The sequence below is a fragment of the Bacillus sp. FSL K6-1005 genome, from assembly GCF_038000225.1.
In the GTDB taxonomy this organism is placed as follows: Bacteria; Bacillota; Bacilli; order Bacillales; family Bacillaceae; genus Bacillus; species Bacillus mojavensis.
This window is the reverse complement of record NZ_JBBOBP010000001.1, coordinates 1,867,809-1,892,278: the sequence shown is the minus strand read 5'-3', so window position 1 is coordinate 1,892,278 and position 24,470 is coordinate 1,867,809. Positions and strand designations below refer to the sequence as shown.

The following is a 24,470-nucleotide window of genomic DNA, read 5'->3' as shown; positions in this document are numbered from 1 at the left end:
CGAAACGGCCAAGCAGTACCTGTCCTCTTGACCCTTTGTACTAATATACGAGCATAGGGGTTCAGTTTAGACCATAGAATTCGGTATACAGGGAATTCAGGCAGGAGGTTAACACGTTGGCCAAACCTAAAATCGGGTTAGCGTTAGGATCGGGAGGCGCCAGAGGACTGGCTCATCTCGGCGTGCTTTCCAGTTTACATAAGCACCAAATTGAAGTGGATATGATTGCGGGGAGCAGTATGGGCGCTTTGGTCGGCAGTTTCTACGCCGCGGGGCATGACGTGGAAACGATGAAGAAAGTCGCCAAGGCTTTCAAACGGCGGCTCTATGCTGATTATACGGTACCGAGACTCGGTTTTTTGAGAGGTGACCGTGTCAGGCAGCTCGTGCATGCTTATACATTCGGCAAACCGATTGAGGAACTAAAAATCCCTCTTGGAATTGTCGCGTGTGATCTGCAGACAGGAGAAAAGATTGTTTTCCGCAAAGGGTCAGTGTCAGATGCGGTTCGGGCAAGCATCAGCATACCAGGCATTTTTATTCCGCAGAAGCTGGACGGACGGCTTCTTGTAGACGGCGCGGTCGTCGACCGTATCCCAGTGTCTGTTGTAAAAGACATGGGGGCTGACATTATCATCGCCTCAGATGTCTCCAGGGTTCGAAAAACCGAAAAGGCGGCGCATATTTTTGATGTAATCATGCAAAGTATGGATATACTCCAAAATGAATTGGTGCGACATCAGACGATCGCCGCTGATATCATGATTCGCCCTTCTCTTGAAACATACAGCTCCAGCTCGTTTGCCAATATAGAAGAGATGATAACAGCAGGCGAGCAGGCAACAAACCGAATGATCAGCCAGATAAAAAAAGAAATAGAGAATTGGGAGGGCTAATAACTTGCTACGCAAAAAACATTTTAGCTGGATGCTTGTCATCCTCATTCTGATTGCCGTTTTATCATTTATAAAACTGCCATACTATATTACAAAACCGGGAGAAGCGACAGAGCTTGGTTCACTAATAAAAGTGGAGGGAGGCTACTCGGAAACAGGGAGTCTCTCCTTAATGACTGTCAAAGTGGGACCGGCTAATCCATTTACATATGCATGGGCTAAGATGCATCCCTATTATGAAATCGTTCCTGATGAAAGCATCAAGGAAGAAGGCGAATCAGATAAGGAATATATGAAACGGCAGCTTCAAATGATGAAAAGCTCACAGGAAAATGCCGTCATCGCCGCATATCAAAAGGCAGGAAAAAAAGTAAGCTATTCCTTTAACGGCATCTACGCAAGCTCAGTGGTAGAAAGCATGCCGGCGAAAGGCAAAATAGAAGTCGGCGATAAAATCATCAGTGCAGACGGAAAAACCTATCAGTCTGCTGAAAAGCTGATCGACTATATCAGCAGCAAAACAGCCGGGGATAAAGTAACGTTAAAAATTGAAAGAGAAGGAAAAGAAAAGACGGCCACCCTTGCTTTAAAACAATTTCCTGATGACCCTGGCCGTGCTGGAATAGGAGTTTCGCTGTATACGGACAGAAACGTCAAGGTGAAGCCTGATATTGATTTCGAAATCGAAAATATCGGCGGCCCATCAGCGGGATTAATGATGTCGCTTGAAATTTATAATCAGCTGACAAAAACAGATGAAACCAAAGGCTATGACATTGCAGGCACCGGTACGATTGATGTCGACGGAAAAGTAGGACCGATCGGCGGCATTGATCAAAAAGTCGTCGCCGCAGACAAAGCAGGTAAAGACATTTTCTTTGCCCCGAACCAAAACGGCGCAAGCAATTCTGATTATCAAAACGCAGTAAAAACAGCGAAAGACATTGATTCAGACATGAAGATTGTACCTGTTGATACGATGCAGGATGCGATTGATTATTTGAATAAGCTGAAAGCGAAAAGCACCTGAAATTCAGGTGCTTTTTTTATATGCTCAAAAAACGGTGTTCATCCTCGTCATATCGTATCGGGGCATGTCCGTATTCTTGTAAATCAAATTCGGTTCTAAGGGGCTCTTCTATCGCAAGGCTGTAGATTCTGCTTGCTTTAATGTCAAGATCGAGAGCAGGGTGGGAAAAGGAAGACAGCTTACTGACAAGCGGAACGGACAGCGCTTTTTTCTTTTTTGATAAAAAGGCCTGTCCTTTTTTCGTCATCCCAAGAAGTCTGATATAAGGAACCTCCTCGTCATTGATCAGCCGGTGAATCTCCTGTTTTTTCGTTCTCGTTAAAATGTGTGTGTTCATCCGCTGAAGCCTCGTCCACGTATATCGCTTTGTTTTGAGAAGCTCCATAAATTCCTGATAGGAGCTGGCTTTTCTGATCGAACGGAGGATTCTGTTCTCCAGTCCTTCCTCAACTTCATATATTTGCTGTAATTCTAAGGCTGTGAGAGTCGAAAGGCTGTATTTCAAATAAGAAAAATAGCTTTCTGGTGTATGCCAGAGTCCGAAAGTCTTGCGGTAATCGGCTAATTCCCGTGCAGCTGCTTTGGGAAGAAACGGAACGCAGTCATCAAAAGGCTTTTCAATCAGGGCTTTTCTGATGCTGGTCGCGCTGGCAATATGACTATCTTCATCAGGAAGGTCAGCATCATGATAATCCGAGGAGATTCTCGCTGTCGTATAGGGCTTCATTTCATATCCGCCGGAAAGAATCGATGTTACATAATGGTACCCCAGAATGTTGTTCGGCTTCGACATATCAAGTCCGTTTTCTGTATGTAAAATGGATTTGAAGGCGATAGCAGCTGCTGATGGATAACTGGCACCCTTTTTAAGCTCTTCTTTTATACATTGATCAAACGAATCTATATGCTCATCCATTACCTTTGCGGATTCTAAAAACGGCTCAATCTGTCCGTTCTCACTTCCGAAAAACAGTGCCTCGCATCCCAGTTTATTCAAAGTGGAGACGCTGCCGCGTGCGAAAATCTCCGCTTTTTGCACCGCGTAAAGATAAGGCAGTTCGACTACGAGGTCGACTCCGCTCTGAAGCGCCATTTTTGTGCGGGCCCATTTGGATACAACAGCAGGCTCCCCGCGCTGCAGAAAATGTCCGCTCATCACCGCAACAGCCGTGTCGCATCCGGTTTGCCGTTTGGCTGTTTGGGCATGATAAAGATGTCCGTTATGAAAGGGATTATACTCAACCACCAATCCGACAGCTTTCATATTTTTTCCGCCTTTCTTGCTATGTTTAAAAACGTATGGTACATTTGCAATTGAAAACTCTTACGTCTTTTTTGATTTAAGTGTATGCATAGGATATTCAGCTGTCAACGATGCTTGGCTGGCAGCATTATGCTGTAAAGAAAAAATATTGACAAAAACATTCTTAAAAGCTATAATCATGTTTGTTGCTTTCCTGAGGTGATACAAATGAAATGGACGATTTATCAGTTGCATCAAATGAAAAACCCGAGTTTTGAGTTTGATGAGACAGTTGAGTTACATGAGCTGACAAAGCTGAATTCTGACATTCGCCGCATTTCTCCTGTAAGGGTGAAAGGCAGAGCGGATATCAAATCTAAGCAGGTTTCGTTTGATTTTACGATCTCAGGCGAAATGATTTTGCCATGCTCAAGAACACTCGTTGATGTTCCGTATCCATTTACAATTTCAACAAAAGAACTGTTTATATTTCATCAGACGGATGATATAGAAGATGATGACGTTCACATTGTTGAGGACGATACTATCGACTTAACTCCGATCGTGAAAGAAGAAATTCTTTTAGAAATCCCTATGCAAATCTTTTGTGAATCTGAACAAGAAAAAGGAGCTGCTCCTCAAGAAGGAAAGGACTGGCAAGTCATTTCAGAGGAAGACAAGAAGAATCAAGTCGATCCTAGACTTGCTGCCCTTGAAAAGCTCTTAAAACAAGATGATGAATCTTAACTCTTTAAGGAGGTGGGAATAATGGCTGTACCTTTTAGAAGAACTTCTAAAATGAAAAAAAGATTGCGCCGTACACATTTCAAACTTAATGTACCTGGTATGACAGAATGTCCGTCATGCGGAGAGATGAAATTGTCTCACCGTGTATGCAAAGCATGCGGATCATACAACGGCAAAGACATAAATGTAAAAAGTAACTAATTAGAAAAGCGCAGGGTGAAAACCCTGCGCTTTTTCTTTTTTTCTTCCTGTCAGCTTGTAGAAAATTTGTGAGTGCAAATAGTCTATCTAATCTATTACCGGCATATGTATGAGATAAATAAGCTGACATGGAGGGAGATTGATTTGACCATTACAAGACAAGATGCTTGGACACAGGATGAGGATTTGCTGCTGGCAGAAGTAGTGCTTCGTCATATTCGCGAGGGCGGAACACAGCTTTCTGCCTTTGAGGAGGTCGGAAGGGCGCTGACCAGAACAGCCGCTGCCTGCGGATTCAGGTGGAACTCTTATGTGAGAAAGCAATACCAATCAGGCATAGAACTGGCAAAAAAACAGCGGAAAGAACTAAGAAAACAAATTGGGGTTCATTCCGTCAATATGCCGAATTCCGTCAGGCAGACTGCCCCGGCAGCTTCAGAGGGAAAAAGAGATTTGTCCATTCAGGATGTGATTGAGTTTCTCGAACAGTTTAAAGAGGCACCGTCCGCGCAAGAATTCCACGTTGAAAAGGAAAAAATGAAGGAGCAAATTCAGTCGCTGCAAAAAGAACTCGAGGATTTGCGGAGTGAAAACCAAACATTGAGAAACCAGCTGGAGATGACAGAAGAGGACTACAAGGCACTGATCGATATTATGGACCGAGCCAGAAAAATGGTTGTTTCAAAGGAAGACGGGAGACTGAAAAAAACAGCTCAAGAAACGTAATGAACCCTCAAAATGAACCGGCCCTAGAGTCATCAAAGGCCGGTTGTTTCATTTTTATGCTGATTCACCCGGTGTCATTTCGCCAGCTATATCCGGATGCCAGATGAGCGGGTTTTCCCCTTTGTCCCGCGCCATGTCATATTTGACTGGTTCAAAGTTCATTTTACTAAAAAACTCTGCTGATTTGATCCGAGGGTTTGTTCGAATCGGCATTCTGAATGATTTGGCGAATTCAACTAAGGCTGTACCGTAGCCTCTGTTTTGATAACCTGGAAGGACTTCAAGCTTCCAAAGCTCTAAGTAATCCTGGTGTTGGTCGAAGTAAGGATTTGATTTGCCATTTACTTGATACAGACTCATACGCGCTACCAGTTTATCCCCAAAATAAATCCCATAAAAAGGCGAAGTGCTGTCATTTTCAATGATATTAGCTTGAAGATCTTCAAGCATCGAGAGCTCTTGTATACCATATTCTTTGAATTTCTTGAATTCTTCAAGCGTTTTATAGTTGACAAGCAGACGTTCTACCTTAATCAAACCAATCTCCCCCTTTGTTGTTCTCTACATATATTGTAATCGCTTTATTTAAAAAATCCAAATATTTAAACTTTAATTTAAGTGTTTTGAAATCTCTGCGAAGTATTTTTTTCATACTTCTGCTATGATAATACGTAAATGTTAAATTGGGTGTGACATCATGAAAATTGGAATTATCGGCGGGGGCTCCGTTGGTCTTTTATGTGCCTATTATTTATCTTTGGATCATGAGGTGACTGTTTTGACGAGGCGGGATGAACAGGCCGCTGCGATTCAATCTGAAGGGGTTCGGCTTTATAAAGCCGGGAAAGCGTTCAATGCTCATTGCAGTGCGGGTACAGCTATTGATTCATGTTTTGACCTTCTTGTCGTGACAGTGAAACAGCATCAGCTTCGAACTGTTTTTCCAATGCTTGAACGAATCAAAAAAACAAATATTTTATTCTTGCAAAACGGTATGGGTCATATACACGACCTTAAAGACTGGGGGGCTGACCATTCCGTTTATGTTGGGGTTGTTGAGCACGGAGCTGTAAGGAAATCGGATACAGCCGTTGAACATACAGGCATTGGTGCGATAAAATGGAGCACATTCAAGCATGCTGAAGCAGATCGGCTGAACGCGATGCTCCAGCATAACCATTCCGAATTTCCAATTCGCTATGAGATGGATTGGTATCGCCTGCTGACGGGCAAGCTGATCGTAAACGCCTGCATTAATCCGTTAACCGCGCTGCTGCGTGTGAAAAATGGAGAGCTGTTGACAGTGCCTGCTTATTTTTCTTATATGAAGCTCGTTTTTCAAGAGGCATGCAGCATTTTGCGGCTGGAAGATGAAGAGGCAGCCTGGGAGCGTGTACGTGCAGTTTGTGAGCAAACGAAAGACAATCGCTCTTCCATGCTGGTCGATGTGACCGCCGGACGGCAGACGGAGGCTGATGCCATCCTTGGATATTTGCTGAAAGAAGAACAGCTTCAAGGTCGCGATGCTGTTCACCTTGCGTTTTTACATGGCAGCATCAAAGCTTTGGAGCGAAATCGAAACAAAGTCTTTTGAGCTTTTCTGGTAACATGCTATACTCATTTCGGATAACTAACTATTTATTGGAGAAAGGAAGTTCTAGAAGATGCAGCTAACTGAACTTTCCATCAAAAATCAGAATGTGTTTGTACAGCACTATATAGATGGTAAAGAAGAAATGTCTTCTTTTTTTGATTACAGCATTCATCATAAGGATATGTGGCAAGAAAGACTGAAAGATTTATCCTCGCGGGTTTTCGCAAGAGAGGAATTGACAGCCTATTTATCCTCTTATCACAACAAGTTCGGCTCAAGCGCTATGCAGCATTCTATTGAGAAGCTGAAGGATCCTTCGAGTGTTGCTGTTGTCGGCGGACAGCAGGCAGGGCTTTTAACAGGACCGCTCTACACCATACATAAAATCATCTCAATTATTGTTTTAGCAAAGGAAAAGGAAGAACAGCTAAAGGTGCCTGTTGTACCGATTTTTTGGGTTGCCGGAGAAGACCATGATTTGGATGAAATTAATTTTGTCCATACGTCAGAAGAAAGCGGTCCGGTGAAAAAAAAGCTTCCACAGTCTTACTGGAAAAAGTCATCTGCCGCCAATACACCGCTTGACCAAGAAAAATGCGCCGCATGGATAGACGATGTGTTTGCGGCTTTTGAAGAAACAGACCATACGAACACACTTCTGGAACATGTAAAACGATGTTTAAGAGAATCTGTTACGTTTACCGATTTCTTTGAACAGCTGATTGCGGATCTGTTTCAAGAGGAAGGCTTAGTATTATTGAATTCCGGAGACCCGGGAATTAAAAAGCTGGAAACCGCCATGTTCCAAAAGATCCTCCATGACAATGATGATCTTGCACAAGCTGTTTCTAAACAGCAGGACTTCATGCGCGAAGCGGGTTACAAGCCGATTATCGAGTCTGGAAAAGAGCAGGCAAATCTGTTTTATGAATATGAAGAGGAACGCTTTTTAATTGAGAAAGACAACGGCCGTTTTGTGATTAAGGAACTTGATCTGGCATGGTCGATGGATGAACTTTATACACATATGGAAGAACATCCTGAGCGCTTCAGCAATAATGTCGTAACGAGACCATTAATGCAGGAATTTTTGATTCCTACCTTGGCATTTATCGCGGGACCCGGTGAAATCAATTATTGGGGTGAGCTCAAACAGGCTTTTGCAGTGATGGGCTTTAAAATGCCTCCTGTTATGCCGAGGCTGAACATCACGATAGTTGAACGCCATATTGAGAAAAAACTGATTGAACGAAAGATATCATTACAAGAGGCGATAGAAGGCGGAACGGAAAACCAAAAAGAGAAATACTTTGAACACCAGATTCCTGAAGAGTTTACCGCGGTGATTGAGCAAGCGAAAAACCAGATTGAAGCCATTCATAAAACCGTCCGGCAGGAGGCGCTTAAGGTTGATCAGAGCATGGAGCCTTTGCTCCTGAAGAACGCGGCGTTTATTCAGGATCAGCTTCAGTTTTTAGAGCGAACAGTGACAAAACGAATTGAGGAAAAAGAAGGCTATGTCTTAAGGGATTATGAGAGAATTCAAAATAGCATTAAGCCGCTGCTCGCACCGCAAGAGCGAATTTGGAATATCATGTATTATCTAAACAGGTACGGCCCAAAATTCTTCATATCATTCAAGAATCTGCCATTTTCTTTTCAAAATCAACATCAAGTTGTCAAACTTTGAAATAAAGTTTTAAAGAACCCTGAATAGTTCAGGGTTTTTTTTTATGTGTAAACAGTGTAAAATGAAGTTGTGGAGAGAAGTGGTGGATAGTGGTGAGTTAAGGAGAGAAAGTGGGGCAAAAGATCATGTTTATGGGTGAATACCAGCATACAATTGATGCGAAAGGCCGCATGATCGTACCCGCTAAATTCAGAGAAGGCCTCGGTGAGCAGTTTGTGCTGACAAGAGGACTTGATCAGTGTCTCTTCGGCTACCCTATGCACGAGTGGAAACAAATTGAAGAAAAACTAAAAGCTCTTCCTCTCACAAAAAAAGATGCCCGCGCATTTACACGTTTCTTCTTTTCAGGTGCGACAGAGTGCGAACTGGACAAGCAGGGCAGGGTAAATATCGCATCATCTCTATTGAATTACGCTAAACTGGAAAAAGAATGTGTTGTTATCGGGGTTTCGAATCGAATTGAATTGTGGAGTAAGGTAATTTGGGAACAATACACAGAAGAGCAAGAAGATTCATTCGCTGAAATTGCTGAAAACATGATTGGATTTGATATATAATGAATCTTCGTGTATAACACTCTAAAAACAATTTCAATTCATCCTGATAAAAGGTGGGACCAACACAAAATGTTTCAACACAAGACAGTACTTCTTCGTGAAACCGTTGACGGCCTAAATATTAAACCGGACGGTACATATGTAGACTGCACACTCGGTGGAGCTGGGCACAGTACATATTTATTACAGCAGTTATCCGAGAAAGGGCGTTTAATCGCTTTTGACCAAGATGACACGGCATTACAGCATGCAGAAGAAGCATTGTCCGATTATCAAGGACAGCTTATTCTGATTAAAAGCAACTTTAGGTACTTAAAAGAATGTTTACATGAACACGGCATTACTGAAGTAGACGGTATTTTATTTGATTTAGGGGTGTCTTCCCCGCAGCTGGATACACCGGAAAGAGGATTCAGTTACCATCATGACGCACCTTTGGACATGAGGATGGACCAGTCGGCCACGCTTACGGCGAAAGAGGTCGTAAATGAGTGGCGCTATGAGGATCTTGTCCGTATTTTCTTTAAATACGGTGAAGAGAAGTTCAGCAAACAGATCGCCAGAAAAATTGAGGAGGCCAGAAGCAAATCTCCTATTCAAACTACGGGCCAACTGGTCGATCTAATAAAAGACGCGATTCCCGCTCCGGCCAGAAGGAGCGGAGGACATCCCGCAAAACGCGTGTTTCAGGCAATCAGGATTGCTGTGAACGATGAACTGAAGGTTTTTGAAGAGGCTTTGGAGCAAGCAATTGATGTGTTAAAGCCGGGGGGCAGGGTATCAGTGATTACCTTCCACTCACTTGAGGACAGAATTTGCAAATCAACGTTTAAAGAGAAGTCGTCACTTCCGGATCTTCCTCCGGGTCTTCCTGTTATACCGGAAGAGTTTGAACCGGAGCTCAAGCTTATCACAAGAAAACCGATCACGGCATCTGAAGAAGAATTGGCAGAAAACAATCGTGCCCGTTCTGCGAAGCTTCGAATTGCTGAAAAAAGAAAATAACAAACGCGAACGCAAACCTAAAAAGGAGGTCATCAGCCTATGAACAATTTAGCTTATCAACCAGAGAAACAGCAACGGCATGCGATCAGTCCTGAGAAAAAAGTGATTGTCAAGAAAAGGGCTTCCATTACTCTCGGAGAAAAGGTGCTTCTCGTCCTCTTCGCCGCTGCAGTGCTGAGCGTATCGCTTTTGATCGTGTCGAAGGCTTATGCGGCTTACCAAACAAATATAGAGGTGCAAAAGCTTGAGGAGCAAATTTCTTCCGAAAACAAGCAGATTGGTGACCTCGAAAAAAGCGTTGCTGATTTAAGCAAGCCGCAGCGCATTATGGATATTGCGAAAAAGAACGGCTTGAATTTAAAAGATAAAAAAGTGAAAAACATACAGGAATGATTCAAATGCCAAAAAAGAATAAATTTATGAACAGAGGAGCAGCGATTCTAAGTATTTGTTTCGCTCTCTTTTTCTTTGTCATCCTCGGGAGAATGGCATATATTCAAATAACCGGAAAAGCCAACGGTGAAGTGCTTGCGACAAAAGCGACAGAGCAGCATGAAAAGAAACGGTCAATCGAAGCGAGCAGGGGCTCCATCTTAGACCGAAATGGAAAAGTAATTGCTGAGGATACAGCTACGTATAAGCTGATCGCTGTTCTTGATGAAAAAATGACTACTGACAAAAAGCATCCGCAGCATGTCCAGAACAAGGAAAAAACAGCTGAAGAATTGTCTAAAATGATAAACATGGACAAGGCTGATATCCTTGATATCTTAAATAAGAAGAAGGCAAAACAAGTCGAGTTCGGTTCAGCGGGACGGGATATTACGTATTCACAAAAGCAAAAAATCGAAAAGTTGAATCTCCCGGGAATTTCATTTTTGCGTGATACAAAACGCTACTACCCGAACGGCATATTTGCGTCCAACTTGATTGGCTATGCCGAGGTTGACCAAAAAACAAATGAAATCACCGGCGCTATGGGATTAGAAAAAGTGCTGGATAAGTATTTGAGGGAGCGGGACGGATACGTAACATACGAAAGTGACAAATCCGGCTGGGAACTCCCGAACAGCAAAAATAAAATTACAGCTCCAAAAAATGGTGACAATGTATATTTAACCATTGATCAAAAAATTCAAACTTTTTTGGAAGACAGCATGACAAAAGTGGCGAAAAAGTATAATCCGAAAAAAATCATGGCAGCAGTCGTCGATCCGAAAACAGGCAAAGTGCTAGCAATGGGTCAGCGTCCAAGCTTTGACCCGAATATGCGCGATGTGACGAACTACTATAATGATTTAATTTCATATGCGTATGAGCCTGGATCAACGATGAAAATTTTTACACTTGCTGCTGCCATACAGGAGAATGTGTATAACGGCAATGAAAAGTACAAGTCCGGAACATATAAAGTAGGCGGAGAACCTGTAAAGGACCATAATGATGGTGTAGGCTGGGGGCCAACAACATACCATGACGGTGTAGTGAGATCTTCTAATGTTGCTTTTGCCAAACTGGCTAATGAAAAATTAGGCTATTCCCGGTTTAATGAGTATCTTCATAAGTTCAATTTCTATCAAAAAACAGGCATTGATTTGCCGGGTGAAGCATCAAGTAAAATCAATTTTAAATATGAATTTGACAAAGCATCGACTGCATATGGCCAAGCCTCTGCTGTTACACCAATTCAACAGCTGCAGGCTGCAACTGCAATAGCAAATGACGGTAAAATGATGAAACCCTATGTCATAGACCATATTGTTGATCCTGACAAGAAAAAAACCATTTATCAAAATAAACCTCAGTCCGCCGGTACCCCAATTTCTGCGGATACCGCTAAAAAGGTTCGTCAAATTTTAGGTGATGTCGTTACATCTGATATCGGTACTGGACAGCCATATAAAATTGAAGGTTTTGATGTGGCTGTTAAAACCGGAACAGCGCAAATTGCCGGACAAAACGGTTATCTATCTGGACGCGATAATTACGTATTTTCCGTAATGGGAATGGCGCCTAAAGATGATCCTGAGCTGCTGATCTATGTTGCAGTGCAGCAGCCGCAATTAGAAAATGATGAAACAGGCTCTAATCCAGTATCTGAAATTTTCAATCCGACAATGAAAAACAGTTTGCATTATCTGAACATTGAACCGACTGAAACGTCAGATTCAGATGAGGAAGAAACGAAAGCGCAGGCGATGCCTGATTTAACAGATCAAACTGTAACAGGTGCTCAAAAGAAAGCGAAAGACGAAAACCTCACACCGATTGTGATCGGCAGTGATATTGCAGTAAAACAGCAATATCCAAAAGCGGGTGAGGAAGTTTTGACCAATCAGAAGGTCTTCCTGAAAACGGGGGGCAAAATCAAGATGCCTGATATGACAGGCTGGTCGAGAAGAGAGGTTCTTCAATACGGCGATTTGGCAGGAATTCATATAGAAGTGAGCGGACAAGGTTACGCTGTGAGCCAAAGCGTTAAGAAGGACAAAGAAATAAAAGACGGAACCGTGATCAAGGTGAAGTTTAAGAATCCTGATTAAATAGAAAGAAAGCTTACCCTGTTGGGTGAGCTTTCTTTTTTTCTATCTCCAAAGAGGAGCGCCGTTCTACCTGTCCACACGCAGGCATAAAATGAAACAAGCCTAAATAAGGAGTGAACGGTGCCTTGCGCGTCTCGAATGTAACGGTTAGAAAACGTTTATTATTTGTTTTGCTTTTTGGAGTGATCGTATTTCTGATCATTGATACAAGGCTGGGGTATGTTCAGTTTGTCATGGGGGAGAAACTGACTTCTCTGGCGAAGGATTCCTGGAGCCGGAACCTGCCGTTTGAGCCGGAACGGGGAGAGATCCTTGATCGGAACGGCGTTAAGCTTGCTACAAATAAGAGTGCTCCGACCGTATTTGTCGTGCCGCGCCAAGTCCAGGATCCACTGAAAACGAGCAAACAGCTGGCTGCGGTGTTAAATATGTCTGAAGAAAAAGTATATAAGCACGTCACAAAAAAAGCGTCGATAGAAAAGATTACGCCGGAAGGGAGAAAAATTTCAAATGAGAAGGCAAAAGAAATCAAAGCGCTCGATTTAAAAGGGGTGTATGTAGCGGAGGATAGTATCCGCCATTATCCGTTCGGCAGCTTTTTATCCCATGTTCTTGGGTTTGCCGGCATTGATAACCAAGGCCTCCTCGGGCTTGAAGCCTATTATGATGATGATTTAAAAGGAGAAAAAGGCTCTGTTAAGTTTTATACAGATGCCAAAGGGAAGAAAATGCCCGATGAAGCGGATGACTACACGCCTCCTAAGGATGGACTCGATATGAAGCTGACTGTAGATTCGAAGGTGCAAACCATAATGGAACGAGAGCTTGATAACGCTGAAGCTAAATATCATCCAGACGGTATGATTGCAGTTGCAATGAACCCGAAAAACGGAGAAATACTTGGGATGGCAAGCAGACCTGACTTTGATCCGGCTGATTACCAATCTGTTGACCCGTCCGTTTACAATCGGAATCTCCCTGTGTGGAGCACGTACGAGCCGGGTTCGACCTTTAAGATTATTACACTTGCGGCGGCTCTGGAGGAGCAAAAAGTCAACTTAAAACGCGACCAATTTTATGATAAAGGACATGCAGAAGTAGACGGAGCAAGACTGCGCTGCTGGAAAAGGGGCGGCCACGGACTGCAAACGTATCTTGAAGTTGTGCAAAACTCCTGTAACCCCGGCTTTGTTGAATTGGGAGAGAGATTGGGCAAAGAAAAGCTATTCAAATATATAAAAGGCTTTGGATTTGGCCAAAAAACCGGGATTGACTTGCAAGGTGAAGGAACAGGGATTTTATTTCCGCTTGACAGAGTAGGCCCGGTTGAGCAAGCGACAACCGCCTTTGGACAGGGGGTATCCGTCACGCCGATTCAGCAGGTTGCAGCCGTTTCTGCCGCTGTTAACGGCGGCACGCTCTACACACCTTATATAGCAAAAGAGTGGATTGATCCGGTAACCAAAAAAACAGTCAAAAAACAATCGCCAATCGCCAAGAAACAAGTCATTTCTAAGGGAACATCAAAACAAATCCGCTATGCTTTAGAAAGCGTCGTTGCAGAAGGCACCGGACGCAATGCGTTTGTCGAAGGCTATCGTGTCGGCGGGAAAACAGGTACAGCGCAAAAGGTGAAAGATGGAAAATACCTCGAAAACAACCATATTGTATCATTTATCGGTTTCGCGCCGGCCGACGACCCGAGTCTTGTCGTCTATGTCGCGGTCGATAACCCGAAAGGCACAATTCAGTTTGGCGGAACCGTTGCAGCGCCTATTGTGGGAAGTATTATGAGAGACAGCCTGCCGGAGCTTGGTGTGAAGCCTAGGAAAAATCAAATCGAAAAAAAATACCAATGGAACGACACAAAAACAGTAGAAGTTCCGAATGTTGTAGGGATGTCTGTCTCAGATCTTGAGTCACTTTTGGTGAATCTGAATATAGATGCTTCCGGAAAAGGAAGCAAAATCGTCAAACAATCACCAGCTGCAGGAACAAAAGTAAAAGAGGGCTCTAAGATACGTGTTTATTTGACTGAAGAAGATGAAAAAAAGGAGGCAGCCGATTAATTCGGGCTGCCTATTATTTTATTGCAGAAAAATGCTGATATCTTTCAAGATTAGCTGGATGTATCCTTTTTTTTACGCTAAAATATGAACTGTATGCTTAAAAGTCATTATCACATCATTTGATGTGACTTCAATGATAAAAAGAACGAATAGAATGTTGAGAGGTTTGATACGATGAAACTTACAAAGCTGCTTACATACTTAACAACCGAACCTTCTGTAAATGATTCACAAGACCCTGAAATAACTTCAATTGAGATGGACTCCAGGGAAGTAAAGAAAGGGAGTCTTTTTGTATGTGTAAAAGGGTATACGGTAGATGGCCATGATTTTGCGCAAAAAGCAGTTGAAAACGGCGCAGCGGCTATTGTGGCTGAAAAGGAGCTCGATGTGGATGTGCCTGTCATCATTGTCCGGCAGTCACTGCGGGCGCTCAGCGTTTTGTCTGATGCGTTTTACGGACAGCCGACAAAGAAACTGCAGCTGATCGGAATAACGGGCACAAACGGAAAAACATCAACGACCCATATGGTTGATGAGATTCTCAAAAAAGCGGGGAAGCGAACAGGCTTAATCGGCACGATGTACATTAAAATCGATGACGAAACACTACCCGTTAAAAACACGACACCGGAAAGCGTCACGTTACAGCAAACATTTAAAAAAATGAATGACAAGCATGTCGACACGGCCATCATGGAGGTTTCTTCTCACGCTTTATCACTGGGACGGGTTCACGGCTGTGATTATGACATCGCCGTGTTTACGAACTTAACACAGGATCATCTTGACTATCACAAAACGATGGATGAATACCGACAGGCAAAAAGCCTGCTGTTTTCTCAGCTTGGCGGGGCATTCAACCATGAAAATCCAAAACGGGCTGTTTTAAACGCGGATGATGAGGCAAGCGCTTATTTTGAAAAGGTCACTGCGGCACATATTTCTACATATGGAATTAAAAACAATGCTGATGTAATGGCGAAAGATATCAAAACTACTGCACAGGGCACAAGTTTTGAACTGGTGACGAACAAAGGCACGAAGCACATCACGATGTCGCTCGTCGGACAGTTTAACGTGTATAACGTGCTCGCTGCTGTTGCGACTTGTATTGCGGCAGGCATTCCGTTTGAAACCATTACAGAAGCCGTGGAAGAATTGCATGGCGTAAGAGGCCGTTTTGAACTGGTTAATCAGCAGCAGGAGTTTCCGGTTATTGTTGATTACGCGCATACGCCGGACAGCCTTGAAAACGTACTGAAGACATGCAGAGACATGGCGGAAGGAAAGCTTTTTGTTGTTGTCGGCTGCGGCGGAGACAGAGATAAGACAAAACGCCCGAAAATGGCGAAAATCGCTGTTGAGCTGGCTGACGAACCGATTTTCACTTCAGATAATCCGAGAAGCGAAGATCCGCGTGCCATTTTAAGAGATATGGAAGCAGGGGTAGAGAACGAATACTACCACAGCATTGCCAACCGCGAGCAGGCGATCTTCTTTGCCATTGCCAACGCCAAAAAAGGCGATGTTGTCCTCATTGCTGGGAAAGGACATGAAACCTATCAGCAGATTGGAAACGAAACCTTTGACTTTGACGATGCCGAAGTGGCGGCAAGAGCCATTGTCGAACTGAATAAAAATAAGACGAATTCATAGGAAAGAGATGTTATTGCATGATGGAGCTTGAAAAGATTTTTCATATGGAAAAAAAACATGAATATGATAACTACGTATGTCGTTTGAAAGAAACAGGAGGAGAAAAGGACAATGCTTGAGCAAGTCATTCTGTTTACAATTTTAATGGGTTTTTTAATCAGTGTTCTGCTCTCTCCGATTCTTATTCCGTTTTTAAGAAGATTAAAATTCGGCCAGAGTATTAGAGAAGAAGGACCGAAATCACACCAGAAAAAATCAGGGACACCGACAATGGGCGGGGTCATGATCATACTGTCTATCATTGTGACAACAATAGTGATGACTCAGAAGTTTTCAGAAATAAGTCCGGAAATGTTCCTGCTGCTGTTTGTCACGATCGGTTACGGTTTACTCGGCTTTTTGGATGATTACATCAAAGTCGTAATGAAACGAAATCTCGGTCTGACGTCAAAGCAAAAACTGATCGGACAAATTATCATCGCAATTGTGTTTTATGCGGTGTATCATTACTACAATTTTGCGACGGATATCCGCATTCCTGGGACTGATCTGTCATTTGATCTTGGATGGGCTTACTTTATCCTTGTGCTATTTATGCTTGTCGGCGGATCAAACGCCGTCAACCTGACTGATGGTCTTGACGGTCTATTATCAGGTACGGCAGCCATTGCTTTTGGCGCCTTTGCCATTCTGGCATGGAATCAATCCCAATATGATGTTGCTATTTTCTCAGTTGCGGTTGTCGGAGCGGTGCTGGGCTTCCTAGTCTTCAATGCGCATCCAGCCAAAGTGTTTATGGGAGATACAGGATCACTTGCATTGGGAGGAGCAATCGTCACCATTGCCATTTTAACGAAATTAGAAATCCTGCTGGTGATTATCGGCGGTGTATTCGTCATTGAGACATTATCCGTTATTCTGCAGGTCATCAGCTTTAAAACGACAGGTAAACGAATCTTTAAAATGAGTCCGCTTCACCACCATTATGAGCTTGTCGGGTGGTCTGAATGGAGAGTTGTTGTAACATTTTGGGCTGCGGGACTTTTGCTTGCCGTATTAGGAATTTACATCGAGGTGTGGTTATAAGTGGAAAACGATCTATTTTTGCAAAATCAGCATTTTTTAGTCCTTGGACTCGCCAAAAGCGGGTTTGCGGCGGCTTCTATTCTTCATGAAAAAGGTGTCTATGTTACAGTCAACGACCAAAAGCCTTTTGATGAGAACGAACCAGCCCAGAAACTTTCTGAAAAAGGGATCGAAGTTGTCTGCGGAGAGCACCCTGTTTCTCTGTTCGATCAGCATCAGATTACTGTACTGATCAAAAACCCGGGTATTCCATATGAAAATATTATGGTTCAGGAAGCAGAAAAAAGAGGCATCCCGATATGGACGGAAATTGAGCTTGCCTACCATCTGACGAATGCCAAATTTATTGGGATCACTGGGTCGAATGGGAAAACGACAACGACAACGCTGATTTATGAAATGCTGAAGGCAGACTCTCAAAAGGCGCTGATCGCCGGAAACATCGGTACAGTCGCAAGTGAGGTTGCCTATCACGCTGATGGAGATGAATGGATCGTAACGGAACTTTCGTCATTTCAGCTGATGGGAACGCACGACTTCAGGCCTGAAATCAGCCTGATTTTAAACGTGTTTGATGCCCATCTGGATTATCATCATACGAGAGAAAACTATGAAAAAGCGAAACAAAAAGTGTATCTGCATCAGAAAGCTTCAGATAAAGCAATTGTCAACCAGGATGATGAAACAGTCGTGCGCCTGGCTGAGGCCGGAGAAGCCGGAATTGTTCCTTTTTCAGTAAGCAAACAGCTTGAACACGGCGCTTATGTAAAAGAGGGCATGATTATGTACAACGGCGAAGCTATTCTTCCTCTGGAAGAGGTTGTGCTGCCAGGTGCGCATAATCTGGAGAACATTTTAGCCGCGATTGCGGCAGTGAAAACGGCTGGAGCGTCCAACGAGGCCATCAAAACAGTGCTGACAAGCTTTACCGGCGTAAAGCACCGTCTCCAGTATGTCACAACAGTGAAGAACCGTAAGTTTTATAATGACAGCAAAGCAACAAACGTTTTGGCGACAAGCAAAGCGCTTTCGGCTTTTGAAAAACCTGTCATCCTGCTTGCAGGCGGACTGGATCGCGGAAACGGCTTTGACGACTTAAAACCCTACATGAAGCATGTCAAAGCGGTGCTTACATTCGGACAGACAGCGCCGAAACTCGAAAAGCTCGGAAATGATCTGGGAATACAACATGTCAAACGTGTCGATAATGTTGAACAAGCAGTATCTGCGGCGTTTGCGCTCTCAAATGAAGGAGATGTCATTCTGCTTTCACCTGCGTGTGCGAGCTGGGATCAATTCAAAACATTTGAAGAACGCGGTGACATGTTTATAGACGCCGTGCATATGCTTAAGTAAGGGCTTGTCTTGGAAATCGGCAGCCCTAATGACTTTAAGCTTGGGGTGTCGATTGCTTTGACTACTAAAAAAACATCGCCTGATTTGTTATTGGTCATCATTACGTTATTATTATTAACAATTGGATTAATTATGGTGTACAGTGCGAGTGCGGTATGGGCGGATTATAAATTTGACGACTCATTCTTTTTCGCGAAACGGCAGCTACTGTTTGCGGGCATCGGCGTTATTGCCATGTTCTTTATTATGAATGTTGATTATTGGACATGGCGGACATGGTCCAAGTTGCTGATGGTTATCTGTTTTTTCTTGCTGGTGCTTGTTTTAATACCAGGCGTAGGCATGGTGCGGAACGGCTCTAGAAGCTGGATCGGTGTCGGCGCATTCAGCATACAGCCTTCAGAGTTTATGAAGCTTGCGATGATAGCATTCCTTGCTAAATTTCTCTCTGAAAAGCAAAAAAACATAACATCGTTCAGACGTGGATTCGTTCCGGCGCTCGGCATCGTGTTTTCCGCATTTTTGATTATTATGTGCCAGCCTGACCTCGGTACGGGAACGGTAATGGTCGGTACTTGTATTGTCATGATTTTTGTAGCCGGTGCGCGAATTGCCCATTTCGTCTTTCTCGGGCTGATCGGCCTGAGCGGATTTGTTGGGCTCGTACTGTCGGCTCCATATCGAATTAAACGGATTACCTCTTACTTGAATCCGTGGGAAGATCCGCTCGGCAGCGGCTTTCAAATTATTCAATCGCTTTATGCGGTAGGGCCTGGCGGATTGTTCGGAATGGGGCTCGGCCAAAGCAGACAGAAATTCTTTTATCTGCCTGAGCCGCAAACGGACTTTATTTTCGCCATCTTGTCAGAGGAGCTTGGGTTTATCGGCGGATCTCTTATTTTGCTTCTGTTCAGCGTGCTGCTGTGGAGAGGAATCAGGATCGCGCTCGGTGCACCAGATCTATATGGCAGCTTTGTCGCTGTAGGGATTATTTCAATGATCGCGATCCAAGTCATGATCAATATCGGTGTTGTGACGGGCCTTATTCCGGTAACTGGCATCACGCTGCCGTTTCTAAGCTACGGAGGTTCATCATTGACGCTGATGCTGATGGCTGTCGGTGTGCTGCTAAACGTGAGCCGGTACTCGAGGTATTAATGAAATTTTATTCGTGAAGCGATCCTATGAAACAGGAAGCTGGGAAACAATTGATGCGATAACCCTGTCCATAAAAACAGGGTTATCGTTATGTTATAGAGACTGAGACTGGGGGAAGAGATATGCGAATTGCAATAAGCGGAGGCGGCACAGGGGGACACATCTATCCAGCACTTGCCTTTATCAAAGAGGTGCAGCGCCGCCATCCTGATGTAGAATTTTTATATATCGGAACAGAAAACGGATTAGAGAAAAAAATTGTAGAACGGGAAAATATACCGTTTCGTTCCATTGAAATTACAGGTTTTAAAAGAAAGCTTTCATTTGAAAACGTAAAAACGGTCATGCGTTTCCTAAAAGGCGTTAAAAAAAGCAAGTCGTATTTAGCGGAATTTAAGCCGGATGCCGTGATTGGAACGGGCGGTTATGTGTGCGGGCCGGTTGTATACGCGGCTGCAAAAATGGGGATTCCGACTATCGTTCATGAACAAAACAGCCTGCCGGGCATCACCAATAAGTTTCTTTCAAAATATGTTGATAAAGTAGCAATATGTTTTGAGGAAGCAAAATCACATTTTCCAAGTGAGAAAGTTGTATTTACGGGAAACCCGAGAGCCTCTGAGGTCGTCTCAATAAAGACGGGCCGCTCGATGGCAGAATTCGGGCTCTCTGAAGAGAAAAAAACCGTATTAATCTTCGGCGGAAGCAGAGGCGCCGCTCCGATTAACCGTGCGGTCATTGATATGCAGGATGCGCTGAAATCAAGAGCGTATCAAGTACTGTATATTACGGGCGAGGTTCACTATGAGAAAGTAATGACTGAGCTGAAAAACAAGGGTGCAGCTGACAATATGGTCACAAAACCGTTTCTTCATCAGATGCCAGAGTATTTAAAGGCGATTGATGTGATTGTAGCAAGAGCGGGTGCGACGACCATTGCGGAAATTACGGCACTCGGAATTCCAAGTGTGCTGATTCCAAGTCCGTACGTAACGGCGAATCACCAGGAGGTCAATGCGAGATCTCTCGGTCAGCATGATGCGGCGATTGTTTTGAAAGAAACAGAACTCAGCGGGGAAAAGCTGATTGAAGCGCTTGACCGGATTGTGCTCGATGAACAAACATTAAAGGATATGAGCGAACGGACAAAGTCACTAGGTGTTCCTGATGCGGCTGCCCGTTTATACAGCGTACTCGAAGATTTGAAAAAATAATAGAAAAGCAAATGGAATGCGGAGGTTTACGATGGAGAAAGTGATACAAGAATTAAAAGAACGCGAAGTCGGCAAGGTGCTTGCAAATGAACCGCTCGCAAATCATACAACAATGAAAATCGGCGGTCCTGCGGATGTATTGGTCATTCCAAGCAGTGTAGATGCTGTCAAGGACATCATGGATGTTGTGAAAAAATATGAAGTAAAGTGGACAGTCATTGGCCGCGGATCAAACCTTCTTGTATTAGATGAAGGGATCAGAGGTGTGGTGATCAAGCTGGGCGCGGGTCTTGACCACCTGGAGCTTGACGGGGAACAAGTCACTGTCGGTGGCGGTTATTCAGTTGTGCGTCTTGCTACATCGATGAGCAAAAAGGGCTTGTCGGGATTAGAATTCGCTGCCGGAATTCCGGGATCCATCGGAGGGGCTGTCTATATGAATGCAGGCGCTCACGGGTCTGATATGAGTAAGATCCTTGTCAAAGCGCATATTTTATTTGAAGACGGCACAATCGAGTGGCTGACAAATGAGGAGATGGAATTCACCTACAGAACGTCCGTATTGCAAAAGAAACGCCCTGGTGTTTGTCTTGAAGCCGTTCTCCAGCTTGAACAGAAGGATAAAGAATCAATCGTTCAGCAAATGCAAAGCAATAAAGACTACAGAAAGAATACTCAGCCGTATTCAAGCCCTTGTGCAGGAAGTATATTCAGAAACCCGCTCCCGAACCATGCCGGCAATCTAGTGGAAAAAGCGGGCTTAAAAGGATATCAAATCGGCGGTGCAAAGATATCGGAGATGCACGGAAACTTCATCGTCAATGCGGGCGGAGCATCCGCAAAAGATGTGCTTGATCTCATTGATCATGTGAAAAAGACAATCCGTGAAAAATACGAGATTGATATGCACACAGAGGTTGAAATTATCGGTGAAAATCGCTGATTCAAGTTCTGAACTGAAGCTGTTCATATGATATACTGTAAGCAAACGACAAACGGCATCATAGTATGCCGTTTGTTTTGGAATAGGCAGACTTTTAAGGCTGTTTCAGTTGAATGAGGTGAACAGGCAATGAATCCGGGTCATGACCGAGAAAAAATCGTAAATATTGAAGAGCGGATCCCTAAAATTAAAGAGCAGAGAAAACAGAAGGCAAACCGCAGGCTTATTTCATTTATTATGCTCTTTTTTATGATGGTGCTGATCATCGTGTATTTGCAGACACCGATTAGTAAAATTTCATCAATCTCTGTTACCGGTAATGAGAATGTTTCCAAAAAGGAGATAATTGATCTTTCCGATATCAAAAGCGGAGATACTGAATTTTGGAGTCTGGATAAGAAAAAAACAGCAAAAAAGATTCAGGAAAATAAATTAGTGAAAAAAGCAGAAATCAGCAAATCCCTTCCTAATAAAATTAACATTGCGATCGAAGAATATAAAGCGATTGCCTATTTAGAAAAAGACAATGTGTATTACGAAATCCTTGAAAACGGTTCAGTTTTGCCAAACGAAGTAACGCCGGATGATGCGGGACCCATTTTGGTGAATTGGACAGACGCTAAAAAACGTGTTCAAATGGCCAAGCAGCTCGATGCTTTGTCAAATTCTTTAAAACAGTCGATTTCAGAAGTGTATTATACTCCTGTCAAAATGGATCAAAACCGTATTAAATTATATATGAACGACGGGTATGTCGTTACTGCTTCCATCAAAACCTTTGCAGACCGAATGAAAACGTATCCTTCTATTATCTCACAGCTCAACGGCAGTAAAAAAGGGATTATTCATTTAGAAGTTGCTACCTATTTTGAAGAGTTTGGAAAAAGCGATTCGTCTGCCAAAAAGGAAGATGAAAATTGAGGGGCAAATCAGCCGTCCTTCTTTCTTTGATTATGCTAATCGCAGGTTTTTTAATTTCTTTTTCCTTTCAGACGACAAGAGAAAACCACAAAAGCATGACAGAGACGGAAGATTGGAAAAAAGAATATGCCCTGCGGGATGAACTGCTGAAGCAAGAGAAAGAAAACAAGGACCTTGAAAAAGAACTGTATCAAAAGCAGAACAAAGTCCGTCAGACTGAAAATAAGCTGAAAAACGAAAAAACAGAATACTATAACGTTCTGGAAGATGTAGAAAAGTACAGAATGTATATTGGGGAAGTCGGTGTACAAGGAGAGGGCGTTCAAGTGACTGTGGAAGATGCTTCTTACATACCGGAAGGAGAGAATGTGAACAGCTACATCGTTCACGAAAGCCATCTCTTTCAAGTCATAAATGAACTGTATATATCTGGCGCGGCAGCCGTCTCCATCAACGGCCAGCGGCTGACCCATAATTCCTACATCAAGTGCAACGGGCCGGTCGTAACGGTTGACGGGGTGCAGCACCCCGCCCCATTTGTCGTTTCGGCCATTGGAGATCCCGATGTCCTGCTTCCTTCGTTAAATATAGCAGGAGGCCTGATCGATCAGCTTTCTATGGATCATATTTCTGTTACCGCAGAAAAAAAGAAAAATGTACAAATGGAGCCCATTCTGAAAACGAAGGAATGACTGGAAAAGCGGGTGAAGTGATTGAAAATAAAGCGTTCCTTCATTAGCATCAGCGTGCTTATGGTCATATTCGGCCTTATGATATCTGTTCAATTTAATTCTTTAAAGCATCCTCAAGTCCGAGATACAAGAGATATGTGGGATATTAGAGAAGAGCTTACATCAGAGCAGAAGAAGCAGGAAGAGCTGCTGGCTGAAATTAATAAGTATGATAAATTGCTGAATACCTATACGCAAAACAAAGAATTGACAAAAGAAACAGCACTCAATAATACATTACAAACCTTAAAAAAAACAGCCGGCATGACCGATATTACAGGTAGCGGAATTGTCATCACCCTTTCTCCGCTTTTTTCTGAAAGCGTAACTGGAGAGGCGATCAAAAATCCACCGCCGGATTTACTAAAGAAGCTGATTAATGAACTCAACTCTTATGGTGCTGAGCATATCTCAATAAATGAGCGAAGAGTTGTGAATTCTTCAGTGATACGGGACATAAACGGCACAACAAAAATAGACGGATACAGCCTAGATGATTATCCTTTAACAGTAAAAGTGCTTGCTGAAGATCCGGACAAGCTGTACAGCAGGGTAAAGGGGTCCGATCTAGAGGATATCTTTGCTTCTGAAAATGTAGCGTTAAAAGCAGGTAAATCTGACAGCAGCCTCACATTAAAAGCTTATGACAGAGCAGTGGACGTACAACAGCTAAAACCGCTTAAAGACTAAAAGGGAGGAGAATTGTCATGTGGCTGCCCGTGCTTGGACTCGTGCTCGGAATAACGATCGGACTGATGACAAACTTAACAATACCGAGTGAATACTCAAATTATTTATCACTTGCTGTGCTTGCTGCACTTGATACTCTAATCGGCGGAATCAGGGCGCATTTACAAGGTACATATGATGAAATGGTATTTGTTTCCGGTTTCTTTTTTAATATTATATTGGCAATAAGTTTAGCTTTTCTGGGAGTTCATCTTGGTGTAGACTTGTATTTAGCAGGTATATTCGCATTTGGAGTCAGATTATTTCAGAATATAGCCGTTATAAGAAGAAATCTACTAACAAAGTGGACTCTTTCTAAAAAAAATAAAAAAAATGTGATATAAAAGAGGATATACATAGGATATAACGAAT

Annotated in this window: 24 protein-coding genes and 1 pseudogene; 22 read left to right on the top strand and 3 right to left on the bottom strand. The window is 43.2% G+C overall.

Translation table 11 applies throughout. The features are described 5' to 3' along the window. The first annotated feature begins 116 nt into the window (after nucleotides 1-116). On the top strand, nucleotides 117-896 hold the full coding sequence (locus NST16_RS09840; RefSeq protein WP_010334143.1) for a patatin-like phospholipase family protein: 780 nt from the start codon (nucleotides 117-119) through the stop codon (nucleotides 894-896). A 4-nt stretch (nucleotides 897-900) separates the two neighbouring features. Continuing rightward, the gene (gene ddcP / locus NST16_RS09835; RefSeq protein WP_340886115.1) at nucleotides 901-1,926 is read left to right on the top strand and encodes a protease DdcP; all 1,026 of its coding nucleotides are present in this window, start codon (nucleotides 901-903) and stop codon (nucleotides 1,924-1,926) included. A gap of 16 nt (nucleotides 1,927-1,942) precedes the next feature. On the opposite strand, the gene NST16_RS09830 is transcribed toward ddcP, so the two are convergent. Together NST16_RS09830 and NST16_RS09825 are read right to left on the bottom strand one after the other, a co-directional pair. Continuing rightward, nucleotides 1,943-3,190: a nucleotidyltransferase gene (locus NST16_RS09830; RefSeq protein WP_340886113.1), complete on the bottom strand. Its 1,248-nt coding sequence runs from the start codon at nucleotides 3,188-3,190 to the stop codon at nucleotides 1,943-1,945. After that, nucleotides 3,187-3,370: pseudogene (locus NST16_RS09825) on the bottom strand (hypothetical protein). The gene NST16_RS09830 and the pseudogene NST16_RS09825 overlap by 4 nt, the downstream one beginning before the upstream one ends. A 27-nt stretch (nucleotides 3,371-3,397) precedes the next feature. Here NST16_RS09825 and NST16_RS09820 point away from each other — a divergent pair. The 3 genes from NST16_RS09820 (at nucleotide 3,398) to gerR (ending at nucleotide 4,843) form a co-directional block, all read left to right on the top strand. Beyond that, nucleotides 3,398-3,916 carry a YceD family protein gene (locus NST16_RS09820; protein ID WP_010334147.1) on the top strand — a complete coding sequence of 173 codons (519 nt, stop codon included), beginning with the start codon at nucleotides 3,398-3,400 and terminating at the stop codon, nucleotides 3,914-3,916. A gap of 21 nt (nucleotides 3,917-3,937) precedes the next feature. After that, entirely contained in the window at nucleotides 3,938-4,117 is a 180-nt protein-coding gene (rpmF, locus tag NST16_RS09815; RefSeq protein WP_003154457.1) for a 50S ribosomal protein L32, read from the top strand. Between the two features lie 144 nt (nucleotides 4,118-4,261). Beyond that, nucleotides 4,262-4,843, top strand: coding sequence for a sporulation-specific transcriptional regulator GerR (gene gerR / locus NST16_RS09810; RefSeq protein WP_268446266.1), 582 nt, complete (start codon nucleotides 4,262-4,264; stop codon nucleotides 4,841-4,843). Nucleotides 4,844-4,897: 54 nt separating this feature from the next. Here the strand turns inward: gerR and NST16_RS09805 are convergent, their stop codons facing one another. Continuing rightward, on the bottom strand, nucleotides 4,898-5,380 hold the full coding sequence (locus NST16_RS09805; RefSeq protein WP_168747733.1) for an N-acetyltransferase: 483 nt from the start codon (nucleotides 5,378-5,380) through the stop codon (nucleotides 4,898-4,900). A 160-nt stretch (nucleotides 5,381-5,540) separates the two neighbouring features. On the opposite strand from NST16_RS09805, the gene NST16_RS09800 reads away from it, so the two are divergent. The 17 genes from NST16_RS09800 to NST16_RS09720 all read left to right on the top strand — a co-directional run bounded on the left by NST16_RS09800 (nucleotide 5,541) and on the right by NST16_RS09720 (nucleotide 24,442). Further along, nucleotides 5,541-6,437: a 2-dehydropantoate 2-reductase gene (locus NST16_RS09800; RefSeq protein ID WP_340886108.1), complete on the top strand. Its 897-nt coding sequence runs from the start codon at nucleotides 5,541-5,543 to the stop codon at nucleotides 6,435-6,437. A gap of 70 nt (nucleotides 6,438-6,507) precedes the next feature. Further along, nucleotides 6,508-8,127, top strand: a complete 1,620-nt coding sequence (gene bshC / locus NST16_RS09795) for a bacillithiol biosynthesis cysteine-adding enzyme BshC (protein WP_168747735.1) — start codon at nucleotides 6,508-6,510, stop codon at nucleotides 8,125-8,127. A 125-nt stretch (nucleotides 8,128-8,252) separates the two neighbouring features. Next, nucleotides 8,253-8,684: a division/cell wall cluster transcriptional repressor MraZ gene (gene mraZ, locus NST16_RS09790; protein ID WP_003221402.1), complete on the top strand. Its 432-nt coding sequence runs from the start codon at nucleotides 8,253-8,255 to the stop codon at nucleotides 8,682-8,684. A 69-nt stretch (nucleotides 8,685-8,753) separates the two neighbouring features. Further along, a complete protein-coding gene (gene rsmH, locus NST16_RS09785) occupies nucleotides 8,754-9,689 on the top strand; it encodes a 16S rRNA (cytosine(1402)-N(4))-methyltransferase RsmH (protein ID WP_168747736.1) in 936 nt (311 codons plus the stop codon). Nucleotides 9,690-9,728: 39 nt separating this feature from the next. Continuing rightward, nucleotides 9,729-10,082, top strand: a complete 354-nt coding sequence (gene ftsL, locus NST16_RS09780; RefSeq protein ID WP_010334153.1) for a cell division protein FtsL — start codon at nucleotides 9,729-9,731, stop codon at nucleotides 10,080-10,082. A 5-nt stretch (nucleotides 10,083-10,087) separates the two neighbouring features. Next, nucleotides 10,088-12,232 (top strand): penicillin-binding protein 2B, encoded by a 2,145-nt coding sequence (gene pbpB, locus NST16_RS09775; RefSeq protein WP_445213911.1) that lies wholly within the window; start codon nucleotides 10,088-10,090, stop codon nucleotides 12,230-12,232. Between the two features lie 125 nt (nucleotides 12,233-12,357). Beyond that, entirely contained in the window at nucleotides 12,358-14,301 is a 1,944-nt protein-coding gene (locus NST16_RS09770) for a stage V sporulation protein D (protein ID WP_326195600.1), read from the top strand. 174 nt (nucleotides 14,302-14,475) lie between these two features. Further along, nucleotides 14,476-15,960 carry a UDP-N-acetylmuramoyl-L-alanyl-D-glutamate--2,6-diaminopimelate ligase gene (locus NST16_RS09765; protein ID WP_029441243.1) on the top strand — a complete coding sequence of 495 codons (1,485 nt, stop codon included), beginning with the start codon at nucleotides 14,476-14,478 and terminating at the stop codon, nucleotides 15,958-15,960. 111 nt (nucleotides 15,961-16,071) lie between these two features. Then, nucleotides 16,072-17,046 carry a phospho-N-acetylmuramoyl-pentapeptide-transferase gene (gene mraY, locus NST16_RS09760; RefSeq protein ID WP_024121314.1) on the top strand — a complete coding sequence of 325 codons (975 nt, stop codon included), beginning with the start codon at nucleotides 16,072-16,074 and terminating at the stop codon, nucleotides 17,044-17,046. Beyond that, nucleotides 17,047-18,402, top strand: coding sequence for a UDP-N-acetylmuramoyl-L-alanine--D-glutamate ligase (gene murD / locus NST16_RS09755; RefSeq protein WP_268449992.1), 1,356 nt, complete (start codon nucleotides 17,047-17,049; stop codon nucleotides 18,400-18,402). 57 nt (nucleotides 18,403-18,459) lie between these two features. Then, entirely contained in the window at nucleotides 18,460-19,560 is a 1,101-nt protein-coding gene (gene spoVE / locus NST16_RS09750) for a stage V sporulation protein E (protein ID WP_003221421.1), read from the top strand. A gap of 122 nt (nucleotides 19,561-19,682) precedes the next feature. Further along, on the top strand, nucleotides 19,683-20,774 hold the full coding sequence (gene murG / locus NST16_RS09745; RefSeq protein WP_168747741.1) for an undecaprenyldiphospho-muramoylpentapeptide beta-N-acetylglucosaminyltransferase: 1,092 nt from the start codon (nucleotides 19,683-19,685) through the stop codon (nucleotides 20,772-20,774). 31 nt (nucleotides 20,775-20,805) lie between these two features. Next, complete coding sequence (gene murB, locus NST16_RS09740; protein ID WP_268449989.1) at nucleotides 20,806-21,717, top strand: UDP-N-acetylmuramate dehydrogenase; 912 nt, start codon at nucleotides 20,806-20,808, stop codon at nucleotides 21,715-21,717. A gap of 129 nt (nucleotides 21,718-21,846) precedes the next feature. Continuing rightward, complete coding sequence (locus NST16_RS09735; RefSeq protein ID WP_168747744.1) at nucleotides 21,847-22,638, top strand: cell division protein FtsQ/DivIB; 792 nt, start codon at nucleotides 21,847-21,849, stop codon at nucleotides 22,636-22,638. Then, nucleotides 22,635-23,330 carry a DUF881 domain-containing protein gene (locus NST16_RS09730; protein WP_340886083.1) on the top strand — a complete coding sequence of 232 codons (696 nt, stop codon included), beginning with the start codon at nucleotides 22,635-22,637 and terminating at the stop codon, nucleotides 23,328-23,330. The genes NST16_RS09735 and NST16_RS09730 overlap by 4 nt, the downstream gene beginning before the upstream one ends. Before the next feature lie 21 nt (nucleotides 23,331-23,351). Further along, nucleotides 23,352-24,059 carry a DUF881 domain-containing protein gene (locus NST16_RS09725; RefSeq protein WP_010334163.1) on the top strand — a complete coding sequence of 236 codons (708 nt, stop codon included), beginning with the start codon at nucleotides 23,352-23,354 and terminating at the stop codon, nucleotides 24,057-24,059. A gap of 17 nt (nucleotides 24,060-24,076) precedes the next feature. Next, entirely contained in the window at nucleotides 24,077-24,442 is a 366-nt protein-coding gene (locus NST16_RS09720; RefSeq protein ID WP_010334164.1) for a small basic family protein, read from the top strand. Nucleotides 24,443-24,470: the final 28 nt, after the last annotated feature.